This window comes from Buttiauxella brennerae ATCC 51605 (genome assembly GCF_001654925.1).
Classification (GTDB): Bacteria; Pseudomonadota; Gammaproteobacteria; order Enterobacterales; family Enterobacteriaceae; genus Buttiauxella; species Buttiauxella brennerae.
The window spans coordinates 144,126-164,247 of record NZ_LXER01000022.1 but is presented as its reverse complement, the minus strand read 5'-3'; the positions used below and the strand labels follow the sequence as shown (position 1 = coordinate 164,247).

Annotated in this window: 18 protein-coding genes; 14 read left to right on the top strand and 4 right to left on the bottom strand. The window is 51.4% G+C overall.

Annotated features, from left to right (window positions below; translation table 11 throughout):
- Window positions 1-5: 5 nt before the first annotated feature.
- A complete protein-coding gene (gene glnB / locus M975_RS13890; protein ID WP_002438074.1) occupies window positions 6-344 on the top strand; it encodes a nitrogen regulatory protein P-II in 339 nt (112 codons plus the stop codon).
- Between the two features lie 174 nt (window positions 345-518).
- Here glnB and hmpA read toward each other — a convergent pair whose 3' ends face one another.
- The gene (gene hmpA / locus M975_RS13885) at window positions 519-1,709 is read right to left on the bottom strand and encodes an NO-inducible flavohemoprotein (RefSeq protein WP_064560334.1); all 1,191 of its coding nucleotides are present in this window, start codon (window positions 1,707-1,709) and stop codon (window positions 519-521) included.
- 346 nt (window positions 1,710-2,055) lie between these two features.
- On the opposite strand from hmpA, the gene glyA reads away from it, so the two are divergent.
- Window positions 2,056-3,309, top strand: coding sequence for a serine hydroxymethyltransferase (glyA, locus tag M975_RS13880; protein ID WP_064560332.1), 1,254 nt, complete (start codon window positions 2,056-2,058; stop codon window positions 3,307-3,309).
- A gap of 287 nt (window positions 3,310-3,596) precedes the next feature.
- Here glyA and M975_RS13875 read toward each other — a convergent pair whose 3' ends face one another.
- Window positions 3,597-4,793 carry an ROK family protein gene (locus M975_RS13875; RefSeq protein WP_064560330.1) on the bottom strand — a complete coding sequence of 399 codons (1,197 nt, stop codon included), beginning with the start codon at window positions 4,791-4,793 and terminating at the stop codon, window positions 3,597-3,599.
- Between the two features lie 115 nt (window positions 4,794-4,908).
- Here M975_RS13875 and M975_RS13870 point away from each other — a divergent pair, with 115 nt between their 5' ends.
- The 4 genes from M975_RS13870 to M975_RS13855 all read left to right on the top strand — a co-directional run bounded on the left by M975_RS13870 (window position 4,909) and on the right by M975_RS13855 (window position 11,824).
- Window positions 4,909-8,184: a DUF5107 domain-containing protein gene (locus tag M975_RS13870; RefSeq protein ID WP_064560328.1), complete on the top strand. Its 3,276-nt coding sequence runs from the start codon at window positions 4,909-4,911 to the stop codon at window positions 8,182-8,184.
- Window positions 8,185-8,256: 72 nt separating this feature from the next.
- Window positions 8,257-9,696, top strand: coding sequence for a sugar porter family MFS transporter (locus M975_RS13865; RefSeq protein WP_064560325.1), 1,440 nt, complete (start codon window positions 8,257-8,259; stop codon window positions 9,694-9,696).
- Between the two features lie 2 nt (window positions 9,697-9,698).
- Complete coding sequence (locus M975_RS13860) at window positions 9,699-10,523, top strand: aldose 1-epimerase (protein ID WP_064560323.1); 825 nt, start codon at window positions 9,699-9,701, stop codon at window positions 10,521-10,523.
- Between the two features lie 149 nt (window positions 10,524-10,672).
- Window positions 10,673-11,824, top strand: coding sequence for a 3-phenylpropionate MFS transporter (locus tag M975_RS13855; RefSeq protein ID WP_064560322.1), 1,152 nt, complete (start codon window positions 10,673-10,675; stop codon window positions 11,822-11,824).
- Here M975_RS13855 and csiE read toward each other — a convergent pair.
- Entirely contained in the window at window positions 11,811-13,091 is a 1,281-nt protein-coding gene (csiE, locus tag M975_RS13850; protein ID WP_064560395.1) for a stationary phase inducible protein CsiE, read from the bottom strand. The two genes, M975_RS13855 and csiE, sit on opposite strands and share 14 nt — an antisense overlap.
- A 138-nt stretch (window positions 13,092-13,229) precedes the next feature.
- Between csiE and M975_RS13845 the strand changes: the two genes are divergently transcribed.
- Both M975_RS13845 and M975_RS13840 read left to right on the top strand, forming a co-directional pair.
- On the top strand, window positions 13,230-13,865 hold the full coding sequence (locus M975_RS13845; RefSeq protein ID WP_064560320.1) for a DUF1007 family protein: 636 nt from the start codon (window positions 13,230-13,232) through the stop codon (window positions 13,863-13,865).
- Entirely contained in the window at window positions 13,856-14,839 is a 984-nt protein-coding gene (locus M975_RS13840) for a nickel/cobalt transporter (protein WP_064560318.1), read from the top strand. Before M975_RS13845 ends, M975_RS13840 begins: the two co-directional genes overlap by 10 nt.
- A 36-nt stretch (window positions 14,840-14,875) precedes the next feature.
- Here the strand turns inward: M975_RS13840 and suhB are convergent, their stop codons facing one another.
- A complete protein-coding gene (suhB, locus tag M975_RS13835; protein ID WP_064513082.1) occupies window positions 14,876-15,679 on the bottom strand; it encodes an inositol-1-monophosphatase in 804 nt (267 codons plus the stop codon).
- A gap of 119 nt (window positions 15,680-15,798) precedes the next feature.
- On the opposite strand from suhB, the gene trmJ reads away from it, so the two are divergent.
- The 6 genes from trmJ to hscB all read left to right on the top strand — a co-directional run bounded on the left by trmJ (window position 15,799) and on the right by hscB (window position 20,110).
- On the top strand, window positions 15,799-16,539 hold the full coding sequence (trmJ, locus tag M975_RS13830) for a tRNA (cytosine(32)/uridine(32)-2'-O)-methyltransferase TrmJ (RefSeq protein WP_064513080.1): 741 nt from the start codon (window positions 15,799-15,801) through the stop codon (window positions 16,537-16,539).
- 130 nt (window positions 16,540-16,669) lie between these two features.
- Window positions 16,670-17,158, top strand: coding sequence for a Fe-S cluster assembly transcriptional regulator IscR (iscR, locus tag M975_RS13825; RefSeq protein ID WP_064513078.1), 489 nt, complete (start codon window positions 16,670-16,672; stop codon window positions 17,156-17,158).
- A gap of 241 nt (window positions 17,159-17,399) precedes the next feature.
- Complete coding sequence (locus tag M975_RS13820; RefSeq protein WP_064560316.1) at window positions 17,400-18,614, top strand: IscS subfamily cysteine desulfurase; 1,215 nt, start codon at window positions 17,400-17,402, stop codon at window positions 18,612-18,614.
- Between the two features lie 43 nt (window positions 18,615-18,657).
- On the top strand, window positions 18,658-19,044 hold the full coding sequence (iscU, locus tag M975_RS13815) for a Fe-S cluster assembly scaffold IscU (protein ID WP_064513073.1): 387 nt from the start codon (window positions 18,658-18,660) through the stop codon (window positions 19,042-19,044).
- Between the two features lie 155 nt (window positions 19,045-19,199).
- Window positions 19,200-19,523 (top strand): iron-sulfur cluster assembly protein IscA, encoded by a 324-nt coding sequence (gene iscA, locus M975_RS13810; protein ID WP_064513071.1) that lies wholly within the window; start codon window positions 19,200-19,202, stop codon window positions 19,521-19,523.
- 71 nt (window positions 19,524-19,594) lie between these two features.
- A complete protein-coding gene (hscB, locus tag M975_RS13805; protein WP_064560314.1) occupies window positions 19,595-20,110 on the top strand; it encodes a co-chaperone HscB in 516 nt (171 codons plus the stop codon).
- Window positions 20,111-20,122 lie beyond the last annotated feature (12 nt).

Below are 20,122 nucleotides of genomic sequence, written 5' to 3'. Positions count from 1 at the left end.
AGACCATGAAAAAAATTGATGCGATTATTAAGCCGTTCAAACTGGATGATGTGCGTGAAGCGCTGGCAGAAGTTGGCATCACCGGCATGACGGTGACTGAAGTTAAAGGTTTTGGCCGTCAGAAAGGCCACACCGAACTGTACCGTGGTGCTGAGTACATGGTGGATTTCCTGCCAAAAGTAAAAATTGAAATTGTCGTGACAGACGACATCGTTGATACCTGCGTGGATACCATTATTCGTACCGCGCAAACCGGTAAAATCGGCGATGGTAAAATCTTTGTCTTTGACGTGGCACGCGTAGTGCGTATCCGTACTGGCGAAGAAGACGACGCCGCGATTTAACTGGCCTTTTTGGCGGGAGTTAAATTGATATTACTCGCCATTTTCAATACTCAAAATAATTCGAGTCGCAGGAAGGCGGCCAGGCCGCAAGTCCCCAGGAGCATAGATAACTATGTGACTGGGGCGAACGGATGCAGCCAACGCACCTGCAACTCGAAGTATGAAGAGTATAAATCACATCACCTTATGCGGGCCAAAACACTCATAATTAATTCGGTCCTGTTCAACGCCCACCTTCACTAACTGCTCCGCCGCAAAACGCATAAAACTCACAGGGCCGCACAGATAGAACTGCATATCTGGCGCGCTGATTTTGCTCTCCAGTGCGACTAAATCCATCAGCCCTTCGCTATCGAATTTAGCTTCTGCACGGCAGCTTGCGGATGGTGTGCGATACCAGACGTGGCGTTCAAAGCGTGGCAACTGTTCACCCAGGTGATTCACTTCATCCGCAAATGCATGTACGTCACCATGTTCAGCCGCATGGAACCAGTTCACCTGCGCGCTATGGTCATTTTTCGCCAGCGTATCAAGCATCGCCAGCATCGGCGTTTGGCCAACACCGGCTGATATCAGCGTAACCGGAGTTTGTGCGCTCACGTCCATAAAGAAATCACCCGCCGGAGCGGCAAGATGCAGTTCATCGCCCACCTGCGCGTGGTTGTGTAACCAGCTTGAAACCTGGCCCAAATCTTCGCGTTTCACCGCAATGCGGTAGCGCTTACCATCTGGCTTACGGGTCAGGGAATACTGGCGAATTTCCTGATGCGGGAAACCTTCAGGCTTCAGCCATACGCCAAGATATTGGCCTGGCAGGTAATCAACCACGGGTTTGCCATCCAGCGATTCAAATTCAAAGCTGGTGATAAGGGTGCTTTGCGGCTCTTTTGCCACAATGCGGAAGGCGCGAGTGCCTTCCCAGCCGCCATTTTTCGCCGCGTTTTGCTGGTAAATTTCCGCTTCACGATTGATAAACACGCCTGCCAGCACGCCATACGCTTTGCTCCATGCATCCAATACTTCCTGGCCCGGGCTGAACATTTCATCCAGCGTCGCTAACAGGTGACCGCCGACGATGTCGTACTGTTCCGGTTTGATCTGGAAGCTGGTGTGTTTCTGCGCGATTTTTTCTACCGCAGGCAGTAACACCGCCAGATTTTCAATATTAGTCGCGTAAGCACAGATGGCGTTGAACAGCGCTTTACGCTGATCGCCATTGCGTTGGTTGCTCATATTGAAGATCTCTTTCAGCTCAGGATTATGGCTGAACATGCGATCGTAAAAGTGTGCGGTAAGTTTTGGGCCGGTTGCTGCAAGCAGGGGAATAGTCGATTTCACGGTAGCGATGGTTTGTGCATCAAGCATGGTGTTTCTCCATTTTCGGGCAGGTAAATTAATTGATGTATTTTAAATACATCTTATAAAATTATCGGATTAAAAAAAAGCACTACATTGTAAATGGATACTTACTGAGTCGATTCGGCTCACAGAACGTGAAATTTCTGCATGTTGATGATGAATTAATATCCGCAGAAATAGCTTGCCACTTTTTCCTTCAAACCCTTGCAGGACGCCGAGCCAATCGTTTGCGTAAAAACCTCTGTCAAGACCTATCACCCAACACTGTTTCGGTTTACACTGTTGCCCGTTGTATTTAAGGCGGCCTTAAAGCTGTTCAAATATTTACTGTTAGCTGAGTCTGGAGATGCGAATGTTAAAACGTGAAATGAACATTGCCGATTACGATGCCGATTTATGGCAGGCCATGGAGCAAGAAAAAGTACGTCAGGAAGAGCACATTGAACTGATCGCCTCCGAAAACTACACCAGCCCGCGCGTGATGCAGGCTCAGGGTTCTCAGTTAACCAACAAATACGCTGAAGGCTACCCAGGCAAACGCTACTACGGCGGCTGCGAATACGTTGATGTCGTTGAACAACTGGCTATCGACCGCGCAAAAGAGCTGTTCGGCGCTGATTACGCTAACGTGCAACCGCACTCTGGTTCACAGGCTAACTTTGCGGTATACACCACTTTGCTGGAACCAGGCGACACCGTTCTGGGTATGAACCTGGCACACGGCGGCCACCTGACTCACGGCTCACCGGTAAACTTCTCCGGCAAGCTGTACAACATCGTTCCTTACGGCATCGATGAAACCGGTCACATTGATTACGCAGACCTGGAAAAACAAGCTAAAGCCCATAAGCCGAAAATGATCATCGGTGGTTTCTCTGCTTATTCCGGCGTGGTTGACTGGGCAAAAATGCGTGAAATCGCAGACATGGTTGATGCGAAACTGTTCGTGGACATGGCACACGTTGCTGGCCTGATTGCCGCTGGCGTTTACCCGAACCCGGTTCCACACGCACACGTTGTGACGACCACTACGCACAAAACGCTGGCAGGCCCACGCGGTGGTTTAATCCTCGCAAAAGGCGGCAGCGAAGAGCTGTACAAGAAACTGAACTCCGCTGTCTTCCCAGGCGCGCAGGGCGGCCCACTGATGCACGTTATCGCGGGTAAAGCTGTGGCACTGAAAGAAGCCATGGAACCTGAGTTCAAAACGTATCAGCAACAAGTGGCTAAGAACGCGAAAGCAATGGTTTCTGTGTTCCTGGACCGTGGCTACAAAGTGGTTTCTGGCGGTACTGACAACCACCTGTTCCTGCTGGACTTGGTTGATAAAAACCTGACCGGTAAAGAAGCCGATGCCGCACTTGGCCGTGCAAACATCACCGTAAACAAAAACAGCGTGCCAAACGATCCGAAGAGCCCGTTTGTGACTTCTGGTATCCGTATCGGTACGCCTGCGGTGACTCGCCGTGGCTTCAATGAAGCAGACGTTCGCGAACTGGCTGGCTGGATGTGTGATGTGTTAGATAGCATCAACGACGAAGCGGTTATCGAACGCACCAAGCAAAAAGTTCTGGATATCTGCGCCCGCTTGCCGGTTTACGCATAATTTCCGCTACGTAAGTGACTAAAGCCCACGTTATGTGGGCTTTGTTGTTTTTGAAGGCTAATGCTGATCGCGCGTGATTAAACTGCAGTTCTTCGCAGTGGCTACGGTATCGCTGCTCTGAGTTGCCTGAATACAGGCATCCATTGGCGATAAGGGGGGCGGGGTATTAACCGTCTGGGCTGCACAACCTACCAATAACAGCCCGAATATCATTGCACCTGCTTTATGCATCATTTCTCTCCATGCCAGATGTTGACTGGGATATCCGGGGAATATTTCCTCACGGCTTATTCTTTACCCAGCGTGGCTTCCACATACAAATAACCAATTCCCATCACTTGCTGTGGCCGCGAAAGCTTGCCGAAGCTAATTTGCGTCGCATTAATCTTTAGCGCATCGCCATGGTCAAACGGGTTAAACCCAATCTGCCGATTGATGGTGGCCAGCCAGTCCTCGCCAAATCCACAGCTTCTGCCATAAAACAAAATATTGTTAATATTTAATATATTAAGGAAATTATACAAACTCAGCCCAATGGCATTAGCGGCACTTTCTACCCAGCTGCGGACCTGTTCATCGCCATTATGCCAGGCGGAAATAAGCTGTGCGGAGGTGACATTTTCCGGGTCTTGTCGTACCGAACCAGGTTGCGATTTTAGCCAGATACGCGCCTGTTTTTTTAACGCCGAAAGCGATGCGACGGTTTCCAGACAGCCGTAGCGCCCACAGTCACAGGCCATGCCATCAGGGTTCACAATGGTGTGGCCGATTTGCCCGCTGCCATACAAACTGCCGCGATAAATCTGCCCGTTGATGACAAACGACGAACCAATCCCATAATCAACATTGATGACGCAGAAATCCTGGCGATTCGCCGGGTTTTGCCATTTCTCTGCCAGCGCCAGCATTACACAATCGTTATCCACTTTTACCGTTACGCCGAGCTTTTCCTCCAGCAGATATTTAATTTCCACCGGCTCTCGCCACGGTGCCTGTGGCATAGTTTGTGACACGCCGGTAACCGGGTCGACTTGCCCGTGGATAGCCAAAGCAAGGTTGATCGTTTTCTTCGGCCATTTTTTACGCTGAGTGCGCCAGATATTTTCAATCGCGGCCAGTAAATCTTGCGGTGTGCAAGCATTGACATGAATACGTTCAAACTCACCCAGTGGTGAAAGTTGCGCATCGCACAACTGGCTCTCAATGCTGGTGGGCGTCACATTCATGCAGAGAATAAAATCCCCGTCGAGCGGGATTTGGTAACTGCCACTGTTAATGCCTCGCAGACTGAGGTTCTCGCTGGAATGGCTTAGTTTGCCATCGTTGACCAGCTCGTCGAGGATCTTGCTCACCGCCGGAATCGACAGCCCGGTATATTGAGAAAAATGAGATTTGCTTAGCCGCTTATGCTGCCACACCAGCTTCATGAAAATCTGGCGATTGAGTTGCCGCACGCGTTGGTTGTTCAGCCCTGAATCATACATTTCACTAAACTCCGTTAACTTTATTGTGTGAGCATTAAGCGCTCTAAGCCTGAGTGAGTTCTCTACACTGCAAACATAACGTATTTCACTGTTGTTTGTTTACTGGAGAAGCGAAATGTACGGAGCCGTCAACGTCTGGCAAGAGACGATTGCTATACCCACCTGGACGACCGGTGCGGAAGACCCGAATCCGATGTTTCTGGAAAACCGCGTTTATCAGGGGTCTTCCGGTGCCGTTTACCCTTACGGTGTTATTGACACACTTACCGGCAATCGCGAGATGCGCGAATACAATGCAGTGTGGATTGAAAATGATTTCATCCGTGTGATGTTACTGCCTGAATTGGGTGGTCGTATTCACAGGGCTTATGACAAAGTGATGGAGCGCGATTTCGTTTACTACAACGAAGTGGTGAAGCCTGCATTGGTGGGATTAGTGGGGCCGTGGATTTCCGGCGGTATCGAATTTAACTGGCCACAACACCACCGCCCAACCACCTTCATGCCAGTCGACGTGACTTTCCAGAAACATGAAAACGGTGCGCAAACTGTTTGGCTCGGTGAAGTGGAGCCGATGCGCGGCTTGCAAGTGATGACCGGTTTTACGTTGTACCCGGAAAAAGCGCTTATCGAAATCACCGGCAAAGTGTTTAACGGTAATGCCACGCCGCGCCATTTCCTGTGGTGGGCAAACCCAGCAGTCAAAGGCGGAGACGAGCACCAAAGCGTCTTCCCGCCAGATGTCACGGCGGTATTCGACCACGGAAAACGTGACGTTTCTGCCTTCCCGATGGCCCACGGCACTTACTACAAAGTCGACTATTCCGCAGGCGTGGATATCTCGCGCTACAAAAACATCCCGGTGCCAACCTCATACATGGCGGATAAATCGGATTACGATTTTGTCGGCGCTTACCATCATGGCGAGCAGGGCGGTTTGCTGCATATTGCCAATCACCATGTTTCACCGGGTAAGAAACAGTGGACGTGGGGTAACTGCGATTTCGGTCTGGCGTGGGACCGTAACCTGACCGACGAGAACGGCCCGTATATCGAACTGATGACCGGTGTATTTACCGATAACCAGCCCGACTTTACCTGGATTGCGCCGTTTGAGGAGAAAGTGTTCGTCCAGAATTTTTTGCCTTACAGCAAGCTCGGTACGCTGCAAAATGCCAACACACAGGCGGCCATAAAACTGGAGCGCCACAACGGTAATCTGCACATTGGTGTGTATGCCATTGCGCCGGTACCTGACTTTACGCTCAGCATTGAAGCCGCAGGTAACACACTCTGGAAATCGGCACTTTCACTGCAACCCGCTCAGGCGTGGCAGGAAAAACTCAACAACGACTGGCCACAACGCCTGACGCTGAATTTATGTGATATGCAAGGCAACGTCATTCTCAGCTACTGCGAACATATCCCTGAAGATTTACCTCTGCCGCAACCTGCTTGCGTGCCCGCCAAACCGCATGAAATCACGAATTGCGATGAATTGTATTTTATCGGTCAGCATCTGGAGCAGTATCTGCACGCCAGCCGTTCGGCACTGGATTATTACCAGCGTGCGCTGGCATTAGATCCTGAAGATTACCGCTGCAATGTAGCGCTCGGGCAGCTTGAATTTAACCGGGGCAACTGGACGCTTGCCGAACAATATGCCGATGCGGCACTGAAGCGGGCGCACCGTCTGAACAAGAACCCACAAAATGGCGATGCCAGCATGCTGCGCGGTACCGCAAAAGAAAAACAGGCTGATTACGACGGCGCGTTTGATGATTATTTCAAAGCAAGCTGGAGTGGTAACTGCCGTGACGCGGCATTTTACGCCCTGGCTCGCCTGGCATTACGCAAAGGCGACGCGACGCAAGCTCTGTCATTTGTGAATCAAAGCCTGAAATTCAACGCCAGCAATAACCTGGCGATGGGGTTGAAAGCGCTGGTCTTACAGCAAACAGGTGCATCACAAAAAGCACTACTCTGGATTGCTGCACAGCTTGAGGAATACCCACTCAGCTACGCTCTGCACTACGCCCGCTGGGCCGTTACGCAAAATGAAACTGACCGCGCTGAACTGGTGCGTATTACCGGGAAACGCGGTGTGAATGCCAGTGTTCTGGCCGGGTGGCTGGTGAGTCTTGGTCAGGACGTTCAGGCCAGAGCGCTGCTGCGCATTCTTGGTTCGCAGGAAGCAATGCCGCTGTTATGGCAAGCCGCTCTGGAAACCGACCGCGCCCAGCAACATCTTTATGTGCAGCAGGCTCAGGAAAACTTTGCCCGCAAAGTACGCTTCCCTAACACGCTTGATGAAGTGCAGATGCTGCAACGTTTGCCGCATGATGGCTTCGCGCAATATCTGCTCGGTTGTTTCTGGTACAGCAAACGTCGCTATAACGAAGCCGTCGCCTGCTGGCACTTTAGCGCACAACAGCTGCCGGACTTCGGCGCGGTGCAACGTGTTCTGGGGATTCATGCCTGGAACAAATTGCACGATGCCCAAATGGCGCAGCAATATCTGCAACGCGCCGTAACGCTCGAACCCGATAACGCGCGCTTCCTGTTTGAACTCGATTACCTGCAAAAACTCAACGGTCACTCTACGGTGGATCGTCTGGCACATCTGGCCGCTCGCCGCGACGTGGTGCTTAAACGTGATGATCTGACTGCCGAGTTACTCAGCTTGTGGAATATTCACGGAGAAACAGACTCCGCAGCGCAAGTTTTAGCGCAACGTAAATTCCACCCATGGGAAGGCGGTGAGGGCAAAGTCACCGGCCAGTATCTGATTAACCTGCAACGCCGCGCACTGGAATGCATAGCCGCTAAACAGTTCGGCAAGGCTGAAGAGTTACTTCAACAAGCGTTGACCTATCCGGAAAACCTCGGTGAAGGGCGTTTAGTCGGCCAGAGCGATAACGACATCTGGTATCTGCTTGGCTGGTGTGCGCAGCAATTGCAGCAGCAAGAACGTGCGCAGCGCTATTTTGAACGCGCTCTGGAAGGGGGGGCTGCGCTGGACGCAGGCCGTTATTACAACGATCAGCCCGTTGATTACCTGTTCTATCAGGCAATGGCTTTGGTTCGTATGGGTGAAAAAGAGCAGGCGCAGCAGCAATTCCGCAGTTTTATTCGCTGGGCCGATACGCACTTCAATGACCTGTCCGAACCCGATTTCTTTGCCGTATCGCTACCCGACCTGGTTGCGCTTGATGCTGACCGCCAGGCTGCGCATCAGCAGCACTGCCTGTTTGTTGCAGCACTTGGGCACCTTGGGCTGGGGGAGTATTCCGAGTTTGAAACTGCATTAGAAACCTTACTTTCACGCAATCCTGCTCATGACAAAGCACATCTTCTGCAACTGGCAATGCAGCGTGGGGTCTTTGCCTGAGTTTTGACATAACAATAAATGGTGGGAAATAAATCCCGCCTCCTCTGTATCTCTACAAAGCGAGGAACAACAATGAAAACTGTGCAGACACAACTACGCATGGGCTATGTATGGACTATCTGTCTGGTGGCCGCCTGTGGCGGTTTGCTATTCGGATATGACTGGGTGGTGATTGGTGGAGCAAAACCCTTCTACGAAGCTTACTTTTCGATAACCGACCCTGCGCAGTCTGGCTGGGCAATGAGTTCCGCACTGGTAGGCTGTATTTTTGGTGCCCTGGTCTCTGGCTGGTGCGCCGATAAATTTGGGCGCAAAACACCACTGATTATCTCGGCGATATTGTTCAGTGCCTCCGCCTGGGGTACGGCGATGGCCAGCAACTTCGACATGTTTGTGGTGTTCCGCATTGTCGGTGGGGTGGGCATCGGTCTCGCGTCTGCATTAAGCCCAATGTATATCGCAGAAGTTAGCCCGGCAGAAAAGCGCGGCAAGTTTGTTGCTATCAACCAGTTGACCATCGTGATTGGCGTGTTGGCCGCACAGCTTATCAACCTGATGATTGCCGAACCGGTTGCCGCAACGGCGTCGATGCAGCAAATCACGCAAAGCTGGAACGGGCAGGTTGGCTGGCGCTGGATGTTCGGTGCCGAACTGGTTCCGGCGCTGGCTTTCCTGGTGCTGATGTTCTTTGTGCCAGAGTCACCACGCTGGCTTGTGCGTGCCGGGAAGAATGAACGTGCCCACAAAATGCTTAAGCGCATCGGTAACCAGAAATATGCCGATGATACGCTCAACGATATTCTGCAAACCCTGAATAACGACACACAAAAAGTCTCCTGGGGAACGCTGTGGCAGCCGCAGGTTAAGCCCATCATTATTATTGGGATGGTGCTGGCGGTGTTCCAGCAGTGGTGCGGGATTAACGTGATATTTAACTACGCGCAGGAGATTTTTGCCTCCGCCGGGTTTGATATTAACAGCACGCTGAAATCCATTGTTGCCACCGGTTTAATCAACCTTATCTTCACTCTCGCAGCACTGCCGCTGGTGGATAAAATTGGCCGCCGTAAGCTGATGTTATTTGGCGCTGCGGGCCTGACTATCATCTATGCATTAATCGGTGCCGCATACGGTCTGGGCATTCTGGGGCTGCCGGTGCTCATTCTCGTCCTGGCGGCGATTGCGATTTACGCTTTGACGCTGGCCCCTGTGACTTGGGTTCTGCTATCAGAAATTTTCCCGAACCGGGTTCGTGGCCTGGCGATGTCTTTGGGTACGCTGGCGCTGTGGGTGGCCTGTTTCCTTCTGACCTATACCTTCCCGTTGTTGAACGCCGGTCTTGGGGCTTCAGGGAGCTTCCTGCTTTATGGCTTGATTTGTGCCGCAGGTTTTGTCTATGTGCGTCGTTATGTTCCGGAAACCAAAGGTGTGAGCCTGGAAGCGCTGGAAAAACGCATGGCAGAACAATACGGTGCAGCGGCTAAAGCTCGCGCTGAAAAAGTGGCGCAATAACAATGCAAAGCCTGCTACTCGAAAATAGCCATCTGCGTTTAGTTGTCGCCCCGGAGGGGGCGGCAATCCTGAGCCTGGATTCACTCGCGCATCAGTTGCCGATACTTCATCCCGGCGAGAAAGCGCTGTTCCCGATGCTGCCGCTGGCAAATCGGGTTGCCGGAAATCACTTCCTGCTTCACGGTGAAACGATTACGTTGCCGGAAAGCCCGGTCGATGAACAATTTTTTCTCCATGGCGATGGCTGGCTGAAAAGCTGGCAGGTGGAAACCGAGGATAGTAAGCAGATTGTTTTAACGCTGGATAGTCAGCATGAGTGCGGGTTTGATTATCACGCGCGGCTGAATTACCGGCTGGAAGGTAAGCGTTTTATCGCTGAGCTTGTGCTTACTCACCGGGGAAGTAAGCCGATGGTCTATGGGCTGGGTTTTCATCCCTTTTTCCATCTCACACCCACGACACACGTGCAGTTTGGAGCAACGGGATTCTGGCCTGAAGGAGAGAATCACTTACCTCTTGAGTGGCGTGACCAACTGACGGCACAAACCAATTTCATCACGGCGAAAATCCCGGACAACCAGTGGTTGAACGTCGGTTATTCCGGCTGGAATGGCACGGTGCTGATTGAAAGCGGCGAAATGCGCCTGCAGCTTAAATGTGCAACTCCATATCTGATGGTGTTCCGCATGGTAGACGAACCTTTTATTTGCCTCGAACCGCAAAGCCACCCGGTGAATGCCCATAATATGGCCGGACAGCCGGGGCTGGTGTTGTTGGGGGCAGGGGAGTCGACACAGTTGCAGATGGAGATTGCCGTTTTGTCGTGAGCACCAGAATCATCTCGGTTTAGCGTAGCGATATCGGCAATAGTCACCCGGCATAACCATATCATTTGAAAGTGTTATTGGCTTGTTAATGAATGCTTGCAAGCTAGCCAACGCTCGGACACACTAACGCCTCCAAAACGGGAGGGATCATGGTTTTGCATTCAACGCGCTGGCTGGCGCTCAGTTATTTTACCTACTTCTTTAGCTACGGGGTTTTCTTACCATTCTGGAGTGTGTGGCTCGCCGGAGTCGGTCTGCCTCCTGAAACCATAGGGCTATTGTTAGGCGCAGGGTTAATTGCCCGTTTCCTCGGTAGTTTGCTTCTGGCCCCCCGTGTTACCGATCCTTCCCGACTTGTTTTTGCTCTACGACTTCTTGCTTTACTCACACTACTTTTCGCTGCTGCTTTCTGGTTCGGGCAAACCGCCATCTGGTTATTGGTTGTGATGGTCGGCTTTAACCTGTTCTTCTCACCACTGGTGCCACTGACCGATGCGTTGGCCGGAACCTGGCAGCGCCAAATCACCATGGATTACGGCCGCGTGCGCTTGTGGGGGTCGCTGGCATTTGTGATTGGCTCTGCCATGACAGGCAAGCTGGTGAGTATGTTTAGCTACCAGGCAATACTGGTGCTGCTGAGTATTGGTGTTGTATCCATGCTCATCGGCATGATGCTGCGCCCATCCGTGATGCCACAAGGTGAAACCCGTCATAGCGAAGGCGCGGGCTGGCCTGCGTGGAAGAAACTGGTGCTCGGTTCATGGCGCTTCCTTGCCTGCGTAACGTTATTGCAAGGCGCACATGCGGCTTACTATGGGTTCAGTGCGATTTACTGGCAGGGCGCAGGGTATTCCGCTTCGGTTATCGGCTATCTGTGGTCGCTGGGTGTCGTTGCGGAAATTGTGATTTTTGCCCTGAGCAACAAACTGTTCCGCAACTGGAGTGCGCGTGATTTGCTGCTGCTTTCTGGCGTGACGGGGATTTTGCGCTGGAGCCTGATGGCGTACACCACCGATTTGCCGTGGCTGATTGCCGCGCAAATCCTGCATTGCGGCAGTTTCACCGTGTGCCACCTCGCGGCGATGCGCTATATCTCGGCACGCGAGGGCAACGAAGTGATTCGCTTGCAGGCGGTCTATTCTGCGGTAGCAATGGGCGGCGGTATTGCGATTATGACCATGTTCTCCGGCTACCTTTACCAGCATATGCAGGGTGGGGTGTTCTGGATTATGGCGCTGGTGGCCGTACCTGCGTTGTTCATTCGGCCACGCCCAGTCTCGTATTGTGTTAACTCTCAATAATTTTGCGGATCTGCTGCTGCTGGTGTTCACCCAGCGGCAGCGTAACGTGAATCAGTGGTGGAGAAAAAAGCGGTAGCGACGTTGAATAGGGCGTGATCACCAACGCCACTTCTTTGGGCGCGCCCTCTTTTTGATAGCTGTGAATCGTCAGGTGTTTAATATTGAGCGGCAGTAACGTGAGTTCGCGTAGCTGCTGTTCAATACTTTGTTCAAGTTCAAGATTGTTACCCGTCAGCAATAAAACCTGTTTCTCATGCAGATCATTTTCCTGCATTAACCACGCGCCAAAAATCACCGCCACCAGACCCACTTCTTCATCTGAAAAACGCATCTCAAAATGGTTTTCAAAATCGTTGAATGCTTCACGCGTGGTGCGCATCAGGCGTGGATACAGGCGCGTAATTTCTTCCGGCAGGCTGTTATCAATGCCAATACCAAACTGGCAGCGATCCAACGCCTGGGCAAGATGAATGTACAGCTGGTCGCTGAGGCCCTGTTCATCGCTAAAAGACATCCCCGCCTGTTCGCGAAAGCGCGCAATCATGCCGGAAATGGCTACACGTAAGCGTAAGTCTTGTTGATGGTTATCGTTAATAGGATCAGGCATGCGCAGCAGCTGGAACAGAAGTGCCAGAAACAGTTGTTCGTTTTCATTAGCCGATTGCATCACCCGGCGCTTCCAGTGGCGGGCGATTTCAAGCGCTGCCATAAACTCCGGGCGCATTTGAGTCCACGAACGTTGCTGCTCGGTAAACTCAGGGGTAATTCCCGCATGGTGCTGATGCAGACAGTATTGCAGGAATAGGGTTAAAAATTGCACATCGCGGCTGTCAAACTGCCGCTGTAAGCGTCGTTCGCAGAGGCCTATCAACGCCTGGAGGTTTTTCTCGTCATACAATGCCGTCAGAATCCCTTGCTGTTTAAGCTGGGTTTTGAGTGCCGGCGTAAAATGCTGCTGCACAAAGTGCGGGCATAATCGCAATGCGCGGCGTAGCCAGTGCAACAAGCACAGGCGGCGATCCAGAGGCGTACCCTCAATCCGATAGCTGCCGTCCTGTTGTGTGATAAGCCTCAGCCGGTGATAGCGCTGGATTTCATCGCCCGTGTCGGCTATATCTTGCAGGGCTTTGGTGTCATCGACCCCGTTGAGCCTGGCGAGGATCTCTGGCGTGACGGTTTGGCCCGGTAAGTAAAGCAACAAAAGCAGGTGGCAGCGACGCTGCGGACTGGAGAGTACAGATGGTGGTGGGGAAAGCAGTGTCATCATCCGCATAACCAATTCAACGTTAATTAATGCTAAGAGTAGCTAAAGCTTTTGTCGTAGAGAGCGACATTTGAGCTTTTTAATTACGGAATTCTGACTGGCTCACAGAATTATAATTTCGAGAGAATAATGAGCAGGAAAATGTGTAACAGAATTGCGTCTTTTGCCTTAATTTCTGCACTTTTTAGCCCAGAGGCTTCGGCTCATCCGCACAGTTTTATCACGCTCGTGACGACGGTGATGAGCGAAAATGATCAGCTCACGGGTCTTAAAATGCAGTGGACGATGGATGAAATCACTTCAGCCGATCTACTGTATGACGCAGGCGATGCAAAGCCCGGTTCGCCGGTGTGGAAGAAACTTGCCGCCGAAGTGATGGCCAATGTTTTAGGGCAACATTACTTCACTGAATTCTGGCATAACGGCAAAAAAGTGACGTTTAACAATTTGCCACCCGAGTACGGGCTTGCGCGGGTAGGGCATCAGGCGGTGCTCACCTTTGTATTACCGCTGGCGCATCCGCAGCCATTTAAAGGGCAGACGTTCCAGTTTGCGACGTTCGACCCGAGCTATTTTGTCGATATGAGTTATGACAATTCCAGTGATGCCAAATTGCCGAAAACATTAGCCTCACTTTGCAAAATCTCAGTGAAAACCCCGCAGCCGAACGAAGATACGCTGGCCTTCGCACAATCGCTGGATAAAGCCGATGCACCGCCCGAAGATATGGAACTGGGCAAACAGTTTGCTCAACAGGTGATATTGCAATGTCAGTAATGCCTTCTGCTCAATCCCCTTCACGCCGCTGGCTTCAGCTGTGGCCGCTGGCATTCTTCCTGCTTATTTGTGCCGCAGCGCTTTACAGCCTGTGGCATTACTGGCCACAAATTCTCATCGACAGTGCGATGTGGCAGAAATCGATTAACCAGCAAATGAGCACACTTCTGCGTGAGGTTGCCGAGAACCCGGCGCGGGCGGGTTGGTCATTGCTGTCATTTAGTTTTGTTTACGGTGTTCTGCATGCCCTCGGTCCGGGGCATGGCAAAGTGGTGATCACCACCTGGCTTGCAACCCATCCTTCACGTTTAAAAAGCAGCCTTAAGCTGACATTCGCCGCTTCTTTATTACAAGGGCTGGTGGCGATTGGCCTGGTCACCATGGTGCTGGGGGTTCTGGCATTACCTTCCCGCCAGTTGCATATGAGCAGTTTCTGGCTTGAGAAAGGAAGCTATTTGCTGGTGGGCATTTTGGGTTTGATGCTCTGCGGTCGGGCGTTACGCCAGTTGATGAGGGCACTGCGTCAGCCGACGCGCTTTAAATCCTTCACGCCGCATCATGTTCACCATGAAAAATGTGGCTGTGGTCACCAGCACTTGCCGACGGAGCAACAGCTTGAAGCCGGAGAGGACTGGCGTGCCCGGGCGATGATTGTGTTGTCGATGGGGATGCGCCCATGTTCCGGGGCCATCATGGTGCTGCTGTTCAGTAAGGTGATTGGTGTGTATAGCTGGGGAATGTTCTCGGCGCTGACAATGGCGGCAGGCACCTCTATTACCATTTCTGGTCTGGCCTTTTTGGTCCACGGATTCCGTCAGCTTGCAGTACGCATTAGCGGTAATAAAGCACCGGTTTTATGGCGGCAAGTCGGCTGGGCGACACTGGCATTTGCAGGTGGTGGAATTTTAGTATTAGCAGCAGTGGTGATGTGGCTGAGTGCTCAACCGGTAATGCGCGGGATTCGACCGTTTTAATTGAATGCCTTCCCGACGGGAAGGCATTTTCTGAGATTAACGCTTCAGCGCTTCGCTCAGTTCATCACGCATAGCTGCCAGCATCGCTTTAACAACACGTGGATTACCTGCAACGATATTGCCGCTGGTCAGGTAGTTGTGGCCGCCGGTGAAATCACATACCAGGCTACCAGATTCGCGAGCAATCAGTTCACCTGCTGCGAAATCCCAAGGTTTCAGGCCAATCTCGAAGAAACCATCAACACGGCCAGCCGCAACGTATGCCAGATCCAGAGCAGCAGAACCGGTGCGACGGAAGTCAGCACACTGTGTGAACAGTTTGGTCACGATGTTCATATAAGGAGTAGCGTGTTGCTTCAGTTTGAACGGGAAGCCAGTTGCCAGAATGGTGCCATCGAGGTCACGTGCATTGCTGCCGCGCAGACGGTAACCGTTCAGCTGTGCGCCTTGACCACGAACGGCTGTGAACAGCTCATTACGCATTGGGTCATAAACAACGGCAACTTCGGTGCGGCCCTTAACACGGACAGCGATAGATACAGAGAAGTGTGGCAAACGTTTGATGAAGTTTGAAGTGCCATCCAGAGGATCGATAACCCATTGCACATCCTGCTCGGTACCCGCCAGCTCGCCTGATTCTTCAGCGATAATGGTGTGTTGCGGGTAGGATTTGCGGATAATTTCGATAATCAGACGCTCGGCGTCTCTATCTACGTTAGTCACAAAATCGTTGCTCCCTTTTTGACTCGCTTCTACAGCGTCAGGGGTTTCGTAGTTCTTGACAATTAAATTGCCCGCCTTGCGCGCAGCGCGCACGGCGATGGTGAGCATCGGATGCATCGGTCTCTCTCTGGATGTTAAAGAACGGGAAAACGCGGCGGAGTATAGCAGAGCGTTCGGAATATGTCCCAGGGTTATGATAGGATATCGCGATAATCTTTTCAGGCTATGAGTCAACGATGCTGCAAAACGTACGTATAGTGCTGGTTGAAACCTCCCACACCGGCAACATGGGCTCCGTAGCCCGTGCAATGAAAACCATGGGGCTGACAAATCTGTGGTTGGTTAATCCACTGGTGAAACCTGACTCTCAGGCAATCGCGCTCGCTGCGGGTGCCAGTGATGTTATTGGCGAAGCGAAAATTGTTGATACCCTCGACGAAGCCCTGGCGGGTTGTAGTCTGGTGGTAGGAACGAGCGCTCGTTCACGCACGCTGCCATGGCCGATGCTCGACCCACGCGAATGTGGTCTTAAGACCATTTCTGAAGCGCAAGATGCGCCAGTGGCGATTGTGTTTGGCCGTGAACGTGTTGGTTTGACCAATGACGAATTGCAGAAATGTCATTACCACGTCGCGATTCAGGCTAACCCGGAATACAGTTCACTGAACCTGGCGATGGCGGTACAAATCCTCGCTTATGAAGTGCGCATCGCCTGGCTTGCTACGCAAGAAGAAGGCAAAGAAGCGGTGGTTGTTGAAGACCAGACTCAGTATCCATCGGCTGACGATCTCGAGCGTTTTTACGTTCACCTGGAGCAAGTATTGCTGAAAACGGGCTTTATTCGCACCAGCCATCCGGGCCAGATTATGAGCAAATTACGCCGCTTATATAACCGTGCACGCCCGGAAACTCAGGAACTTAACATTCTGCGCGGCATGCTTTCTTCTATTGATAACGAGAAAAAATCCGGCAAATAATACTTGAGTAAATTACTAGGTTAAATAGTTGACCAATTTACTCGGGAATGTCAGACTTGCGACCTGCTATGTGACAATCACATTTATAAAAAACCCCCGGTTCGAGGGGCGATTTGAGGTTAAGTAAGACATGAGACTGACATCGAAAGGACGTTATGCCGTGACCGCAATGCTTGACGTTGCGTTGAACTCCGAATCAGGCCCGGTACCGTTGGCTGATATTTCCGAACGTCAGGGAATCTCTCTCTCCTACCTGGAGCAGTTATTCTCCCGTCTGCGTAAAAATGGCCTGGTTGCCAGCGTACGTGGTCCAGGCGGTGGTTATCTGCTGGGTAAAGAAGCAAACAGCATCGCAGTTGGCGAAGTTATCAGTGCTGTAGATGAATCTGTTGATGCCACGCGTTGCGCGGGCAAAGGCGGTTGTCAGGGCGGTGATAAGTGCCTGACCCACGCATTGTGGCGTGATCTGAGTGACCGTCTGACTGGTTTTCTGAATAACATCACCTTGGGTGAACTGGTGAATAACCAGGAAGTGCTGGACGTCTCTGGCCGTCAGCAAAATGAAAACCTTCGCAGTACGCGCTCTCAAGACGCGATCGACGTCAAACTGCGCGCCTAATTTACCCGTCATATTTCGGGTTGCAACTGTATTGGCCGCACTTGTTCACCCCAGTCACTTACTTGATGTAAGCTCCTGGGGACTCTCAAGTTTGCCGCCTTGCTGCAACACGAACTATTTAGGGTAAAAATAAAAAAGAATTTTAGAATCAGGCCGGGGTGTTACACCCCGTCAACAAGGTCGTTCATTCAGCCAGTTGCCTGATTCATTGCATTGAGTGATGTACGGAGCATAAAGAGCAATGAAATTACCGATTTATCTCGATTACTCTGCGACTACGCCGGTTGACCCGCGTGTTGCGCAGAAAATGATGCAGTTTTTGACTATGGACGGAACCTTCGGTAACCCGGCTTCTCGTTCTCACCGTTTCGGTTGGCAGGCGGAAGAAGCTGTTGATATCGCCCGTAACCAAATCGCTGAACTGGTTGGTGCAGACCCGCGTGAAATCGTCTTTACCTCCGGTGCAACTGAATCTGATAACCTCGCTATCAAAGGTGCGGCTAACTTCTATCAGAAGAAAGGCAAGCACATCATCACCGTTAAAACCGAACACAAAGCTGTGCTGGATACCTGTCGCCAGCTTGAGCGTGAAGGTTTTGAAGTGACTTATCTGGCACCACAGAGCAACGGTATCGTTGACCTGAGTGTGCTGGAAGCGGCGATGCGTGAAGACACCATTCTGGTCTCTATCATGCACGTGAATAACGAAATCGGCGTGGTGCAAGATATCGCGGCAATCGGCGAAATGTGCCGTGAGCGTGGCATTATCTATCATGTTGATGCGACTCAGAGCGTGGGCAAACTGCCTATCGACTTGAGCACCCTGAAAGTTGACCTGATGTCGTTCTCTGGTCACAAAATTTATGGCCCGAAAGGGATCGGCGCACTGTATGTTCGCCGCAAACCACGTATTCGTATCGAAGCTCAGGTACACGGTGGCGGTCACGAGCGCGGTATGCGTTCTGGTACTCTGCCTGTTCACCAGATTGCTGGCATGGGCGAAGCTTACCGTATCGCGAAAGAAGAGATGGAGACAGAAATGTCCCGTCTGCGCACGCTTCGTAACCGTTTGTGGAACGGCGTGAAAGATATGGAAGAAGTCTATCTGAATGGCGATCTGGAAAATGGCGTGCCAACGATCCTCAACGTGAGCTTTAACTACGTTGAAGGTGAGTCACTGATTATGGCGCTCAAAGACCTCGCGGTTTCTTCTGGTTCTGCCTGTACATCAGCAAGCCTCGAGCCATCCTACGTGCTGCGCGCACTGGGCATGACCGACGAACTGGCTCACAGCTCTATCCGTTTCTCTTTGGGTCGTTTTACTACTGAAGAAGAGATCGACTACACCATCGAACTGGTACGTAAGTCCATTGGCCGTCTGCGCGAACTTTCTCCACTGTGGGACATGTTTAAGCAGGGCGTGGATATTAACTCCATCGAATGGGCTCATCACTAATCGTTCGCTTTGAACGTCGATATCGGATTCAGGAAAATTAAAAATGGCTTACAGCGAAAAAGTAATCGATCACTACGAAAACCCACGCAACGTTGGTTCTTTTGATAATAGCGATGATAACGTCGGCTCCGGCATGGTGGGTGCACCAGCTTGTGGTGACGTGATGAAGTTGCAGATCAAAGTTAACAATGAAGGTATTATTGAAGACGCACGCTTCAAGACCTATGGCTGTGGCTCTGCCATCGCTTCCAGCTCGCTGGTGACCGAATGGGTCAAAGGTAAATCTCTGGATGAAGCGCAGGCAATCAAAAACACCGACATCGCAGAAGAACTCGAACTGCCACCGGTGAAGATTCACTGCTCAATCCTTGCAGAAGACGCTATCAAAGCGGCTATCGCGGATTACAAAAGCAAACGTGAAGCTAAATAATTATTGTTGAGTTTTTTTCAAAATAATTTGAGTTGCAGCCAGGTGGCAAGTTTATGAATCTCCAGGAGCTTACTAAAGTAAGTGACTGGGGTGAGTGAGAGTAGCCAACACCCCTGCGACTCGAAGAATGAAGAAAAATTGATTGAGGTTGTTGTATGTCGATTACCCTTAGCCACAGCGCTGCCGATCGTGTGAATGCCTTTTTAGCTAACCGCGGTAAAGGTTTTGGTCTGCGTTTGGGCGTTCGTACTTCTGGTTGCTCCGGCATGGCTTATGTTCTGGAATTTGTTGACGCACCGATGGCAGAAGACACCGTGTTCGAAGACAAAGGCGTGAAAGTGGTCGTCGATGGTAAAAGCCTGCAATTTTTAGACGGTACCGAGCTCGACTTCGTCAAAGAAGGTCTTAACGAAGGGTTTAAATTTACGAACCCTAACGTGAAAGATGAGTGTGGCTGCGGTGAAAGCTTCCACGTCTGATACTCGCAAATACCCCGTGTAGCGCAAGTTGTACGGGGTATCACGCTCTACTATGAAACCCCGAGTCTGTTATGGATTACTTCACCCTCTTTGGGTTACCGCCAGAATTTGCCCTCAACACTGAGCTGTTGGCTACCCGTTACCAGGAGCTGCAACGCCAGTTCCATCCTGATAAATACGCCAGTCGCCCTCAGGCAGAAATTCTGCTGGCGGTGCAACAGTCGGCGACCATCAATCAGGCATGGCAAACGCTGCGTCATCCATTGCCGCGCGCAGAGTACATCCTCTCCCTCAACGGTTTTGATCTGGCGAACGAACAGCATACCGTGCGTGACACCGCGTTTTTGATGGAACAACTCGAATTGCGCGAAGAGCTTGATAATATCGAGCACGCCAAAGATAGCGACCGCCTGGAATCCTTTAGCGCCAATGTTAATGCGATGGTGAAAACCCGTATGGCTTTGATGGTAGAGCAGTTGGATAATCAGGACTGGACGCAGGCGGCGGATACTGTGCGTAAACTGCGTTTTCTCGATAAACTGCGCAGCCAAATAGAACAACTCGAAGAAAAGCTGCTCGATTTTTAACTGGAAGCTCAA

Excerpts from the sequence above, each read along its gene's own strand:
- glnB (WP_002438074.1), top strand. The coding sequence starts at position 6 with ATGAAAAAAATTGATGCGATTATTAAGCCGTTCAAACTGGATGATGTG.
- hmpA (WP_064560334.1), bottom strand. The coding sequence starts at position 1,709 with ATGCTTGATGCACAAACCATCGCTACCGTGAAATCGACTATTCCCCTG.
- glyA (WP_064560332.1), top strand. The coding sequence starts at position 2,056 with ATGTTAAAACGTGAAATGAACATTGCCGATTACGATGCCGATTTATGG.
- M975_RS13875 (WP_064560330.1), bottom strand. The coding sequence starts at position 4,793 with ATGTATGATTCAGGGCTGAACAACCAACGCGTGCGGCAACTCAATCGC.
- M975_RS13870 (WP_064560328.1), top strand. The coding sequence starts at position 4,909 with ATGTACGGAGCCGTCAACGTCTGGCAAGAGACGATTGCTATACCCACC.
- M975_RS13865 (WP_064560325.1), top strand. The coding sequence starts at position 8,257 with ATGAAAACTGTGCAGACACAACTACGCATGGGCTATGTATGGACTATC.
- M975_RS13860 (WP_064560323.1), top strand. The coding sequence starts at position 9,699 with ATGCAAAGCCTGCTACTCGAAAATAGCCATCTGCGTTTAGTTGTCGCC.
- M975_RS13855 (WP_064560322.1), top strand. The coding sequence starts at position 10,673 with ATGGTTTTGCATTCAACGCGCTGGCTGGCGCTCAGTTATTTTACCTAC.
- csiE (WP_064560395.1), bottom strand. The coding sequence starts at position 13,091 with ATGATGACACTGCTTTCCCCACCACCATCTGTACTCTCCAGTCCGCAG.
- M975_RS13845 (WP_064560320.1), top strand. The coding sequence starts at position 13,230 with ATGTGTAACAGAATTGCGTCTTTTGCCTTAATTTCTGCACTTTTTAGC.
- M975_RS13840 (WP_064560318.1), top strand. The coding sequence starts at position 13,856 with ATGTCAGTAATGCCTTCTGCTCAATCCCCTTCACGCCGCTGGCTTCAG.
- suhB (WP_064513082.1), bottom strand. The coding sequence starts at position 15,679 with ATGCATCCGATGCTCACCATCGCCGTGCGCGCTGCGCGCAAGGCGGGC.
- trmJ (WP_064513080.1), top strand. The coding sequence starts at position 15,799 with ATGCTGCAAAACGTACGTATAGTGCTGGTTGAAACCTCCCACACCGGC.
- iscR (WP_064513078.1), top strand. The coding sequence starts at position 16,670 with ATGAGACTGACATCGAAAGGACGTTATGCCGTGACCGCAATGCTTGAC.
- M975_RS13820 (WP_064560316.1), top strand. The coding sequence starts at position 17,400 with ATGAAATTACCGATTTATCTCGATTACTCTGCGACTACGCCGGTTGAC.
- iscU (WP_064513073.1), top strand. The coding sequence starts at position 18,658 with ATGGCTTACAGCGAAAAAGTAATCGATCACTACGAAAACCCACGCAAC.
- iscA (WP_064513071.1), top strand. The coding sequence starts at position 19,200 with ATGTCGATTACCCTTAGCCACAGCGCTGCCGATCGTGTGAATGCCTTT.
- hscB (WP_064560314.1), top strand. The coding sequence starts at position 19,595 with ATGGATTACTTCACCCTCTTTGGGTTACCGCCAGAATTTGCCCTCAAC.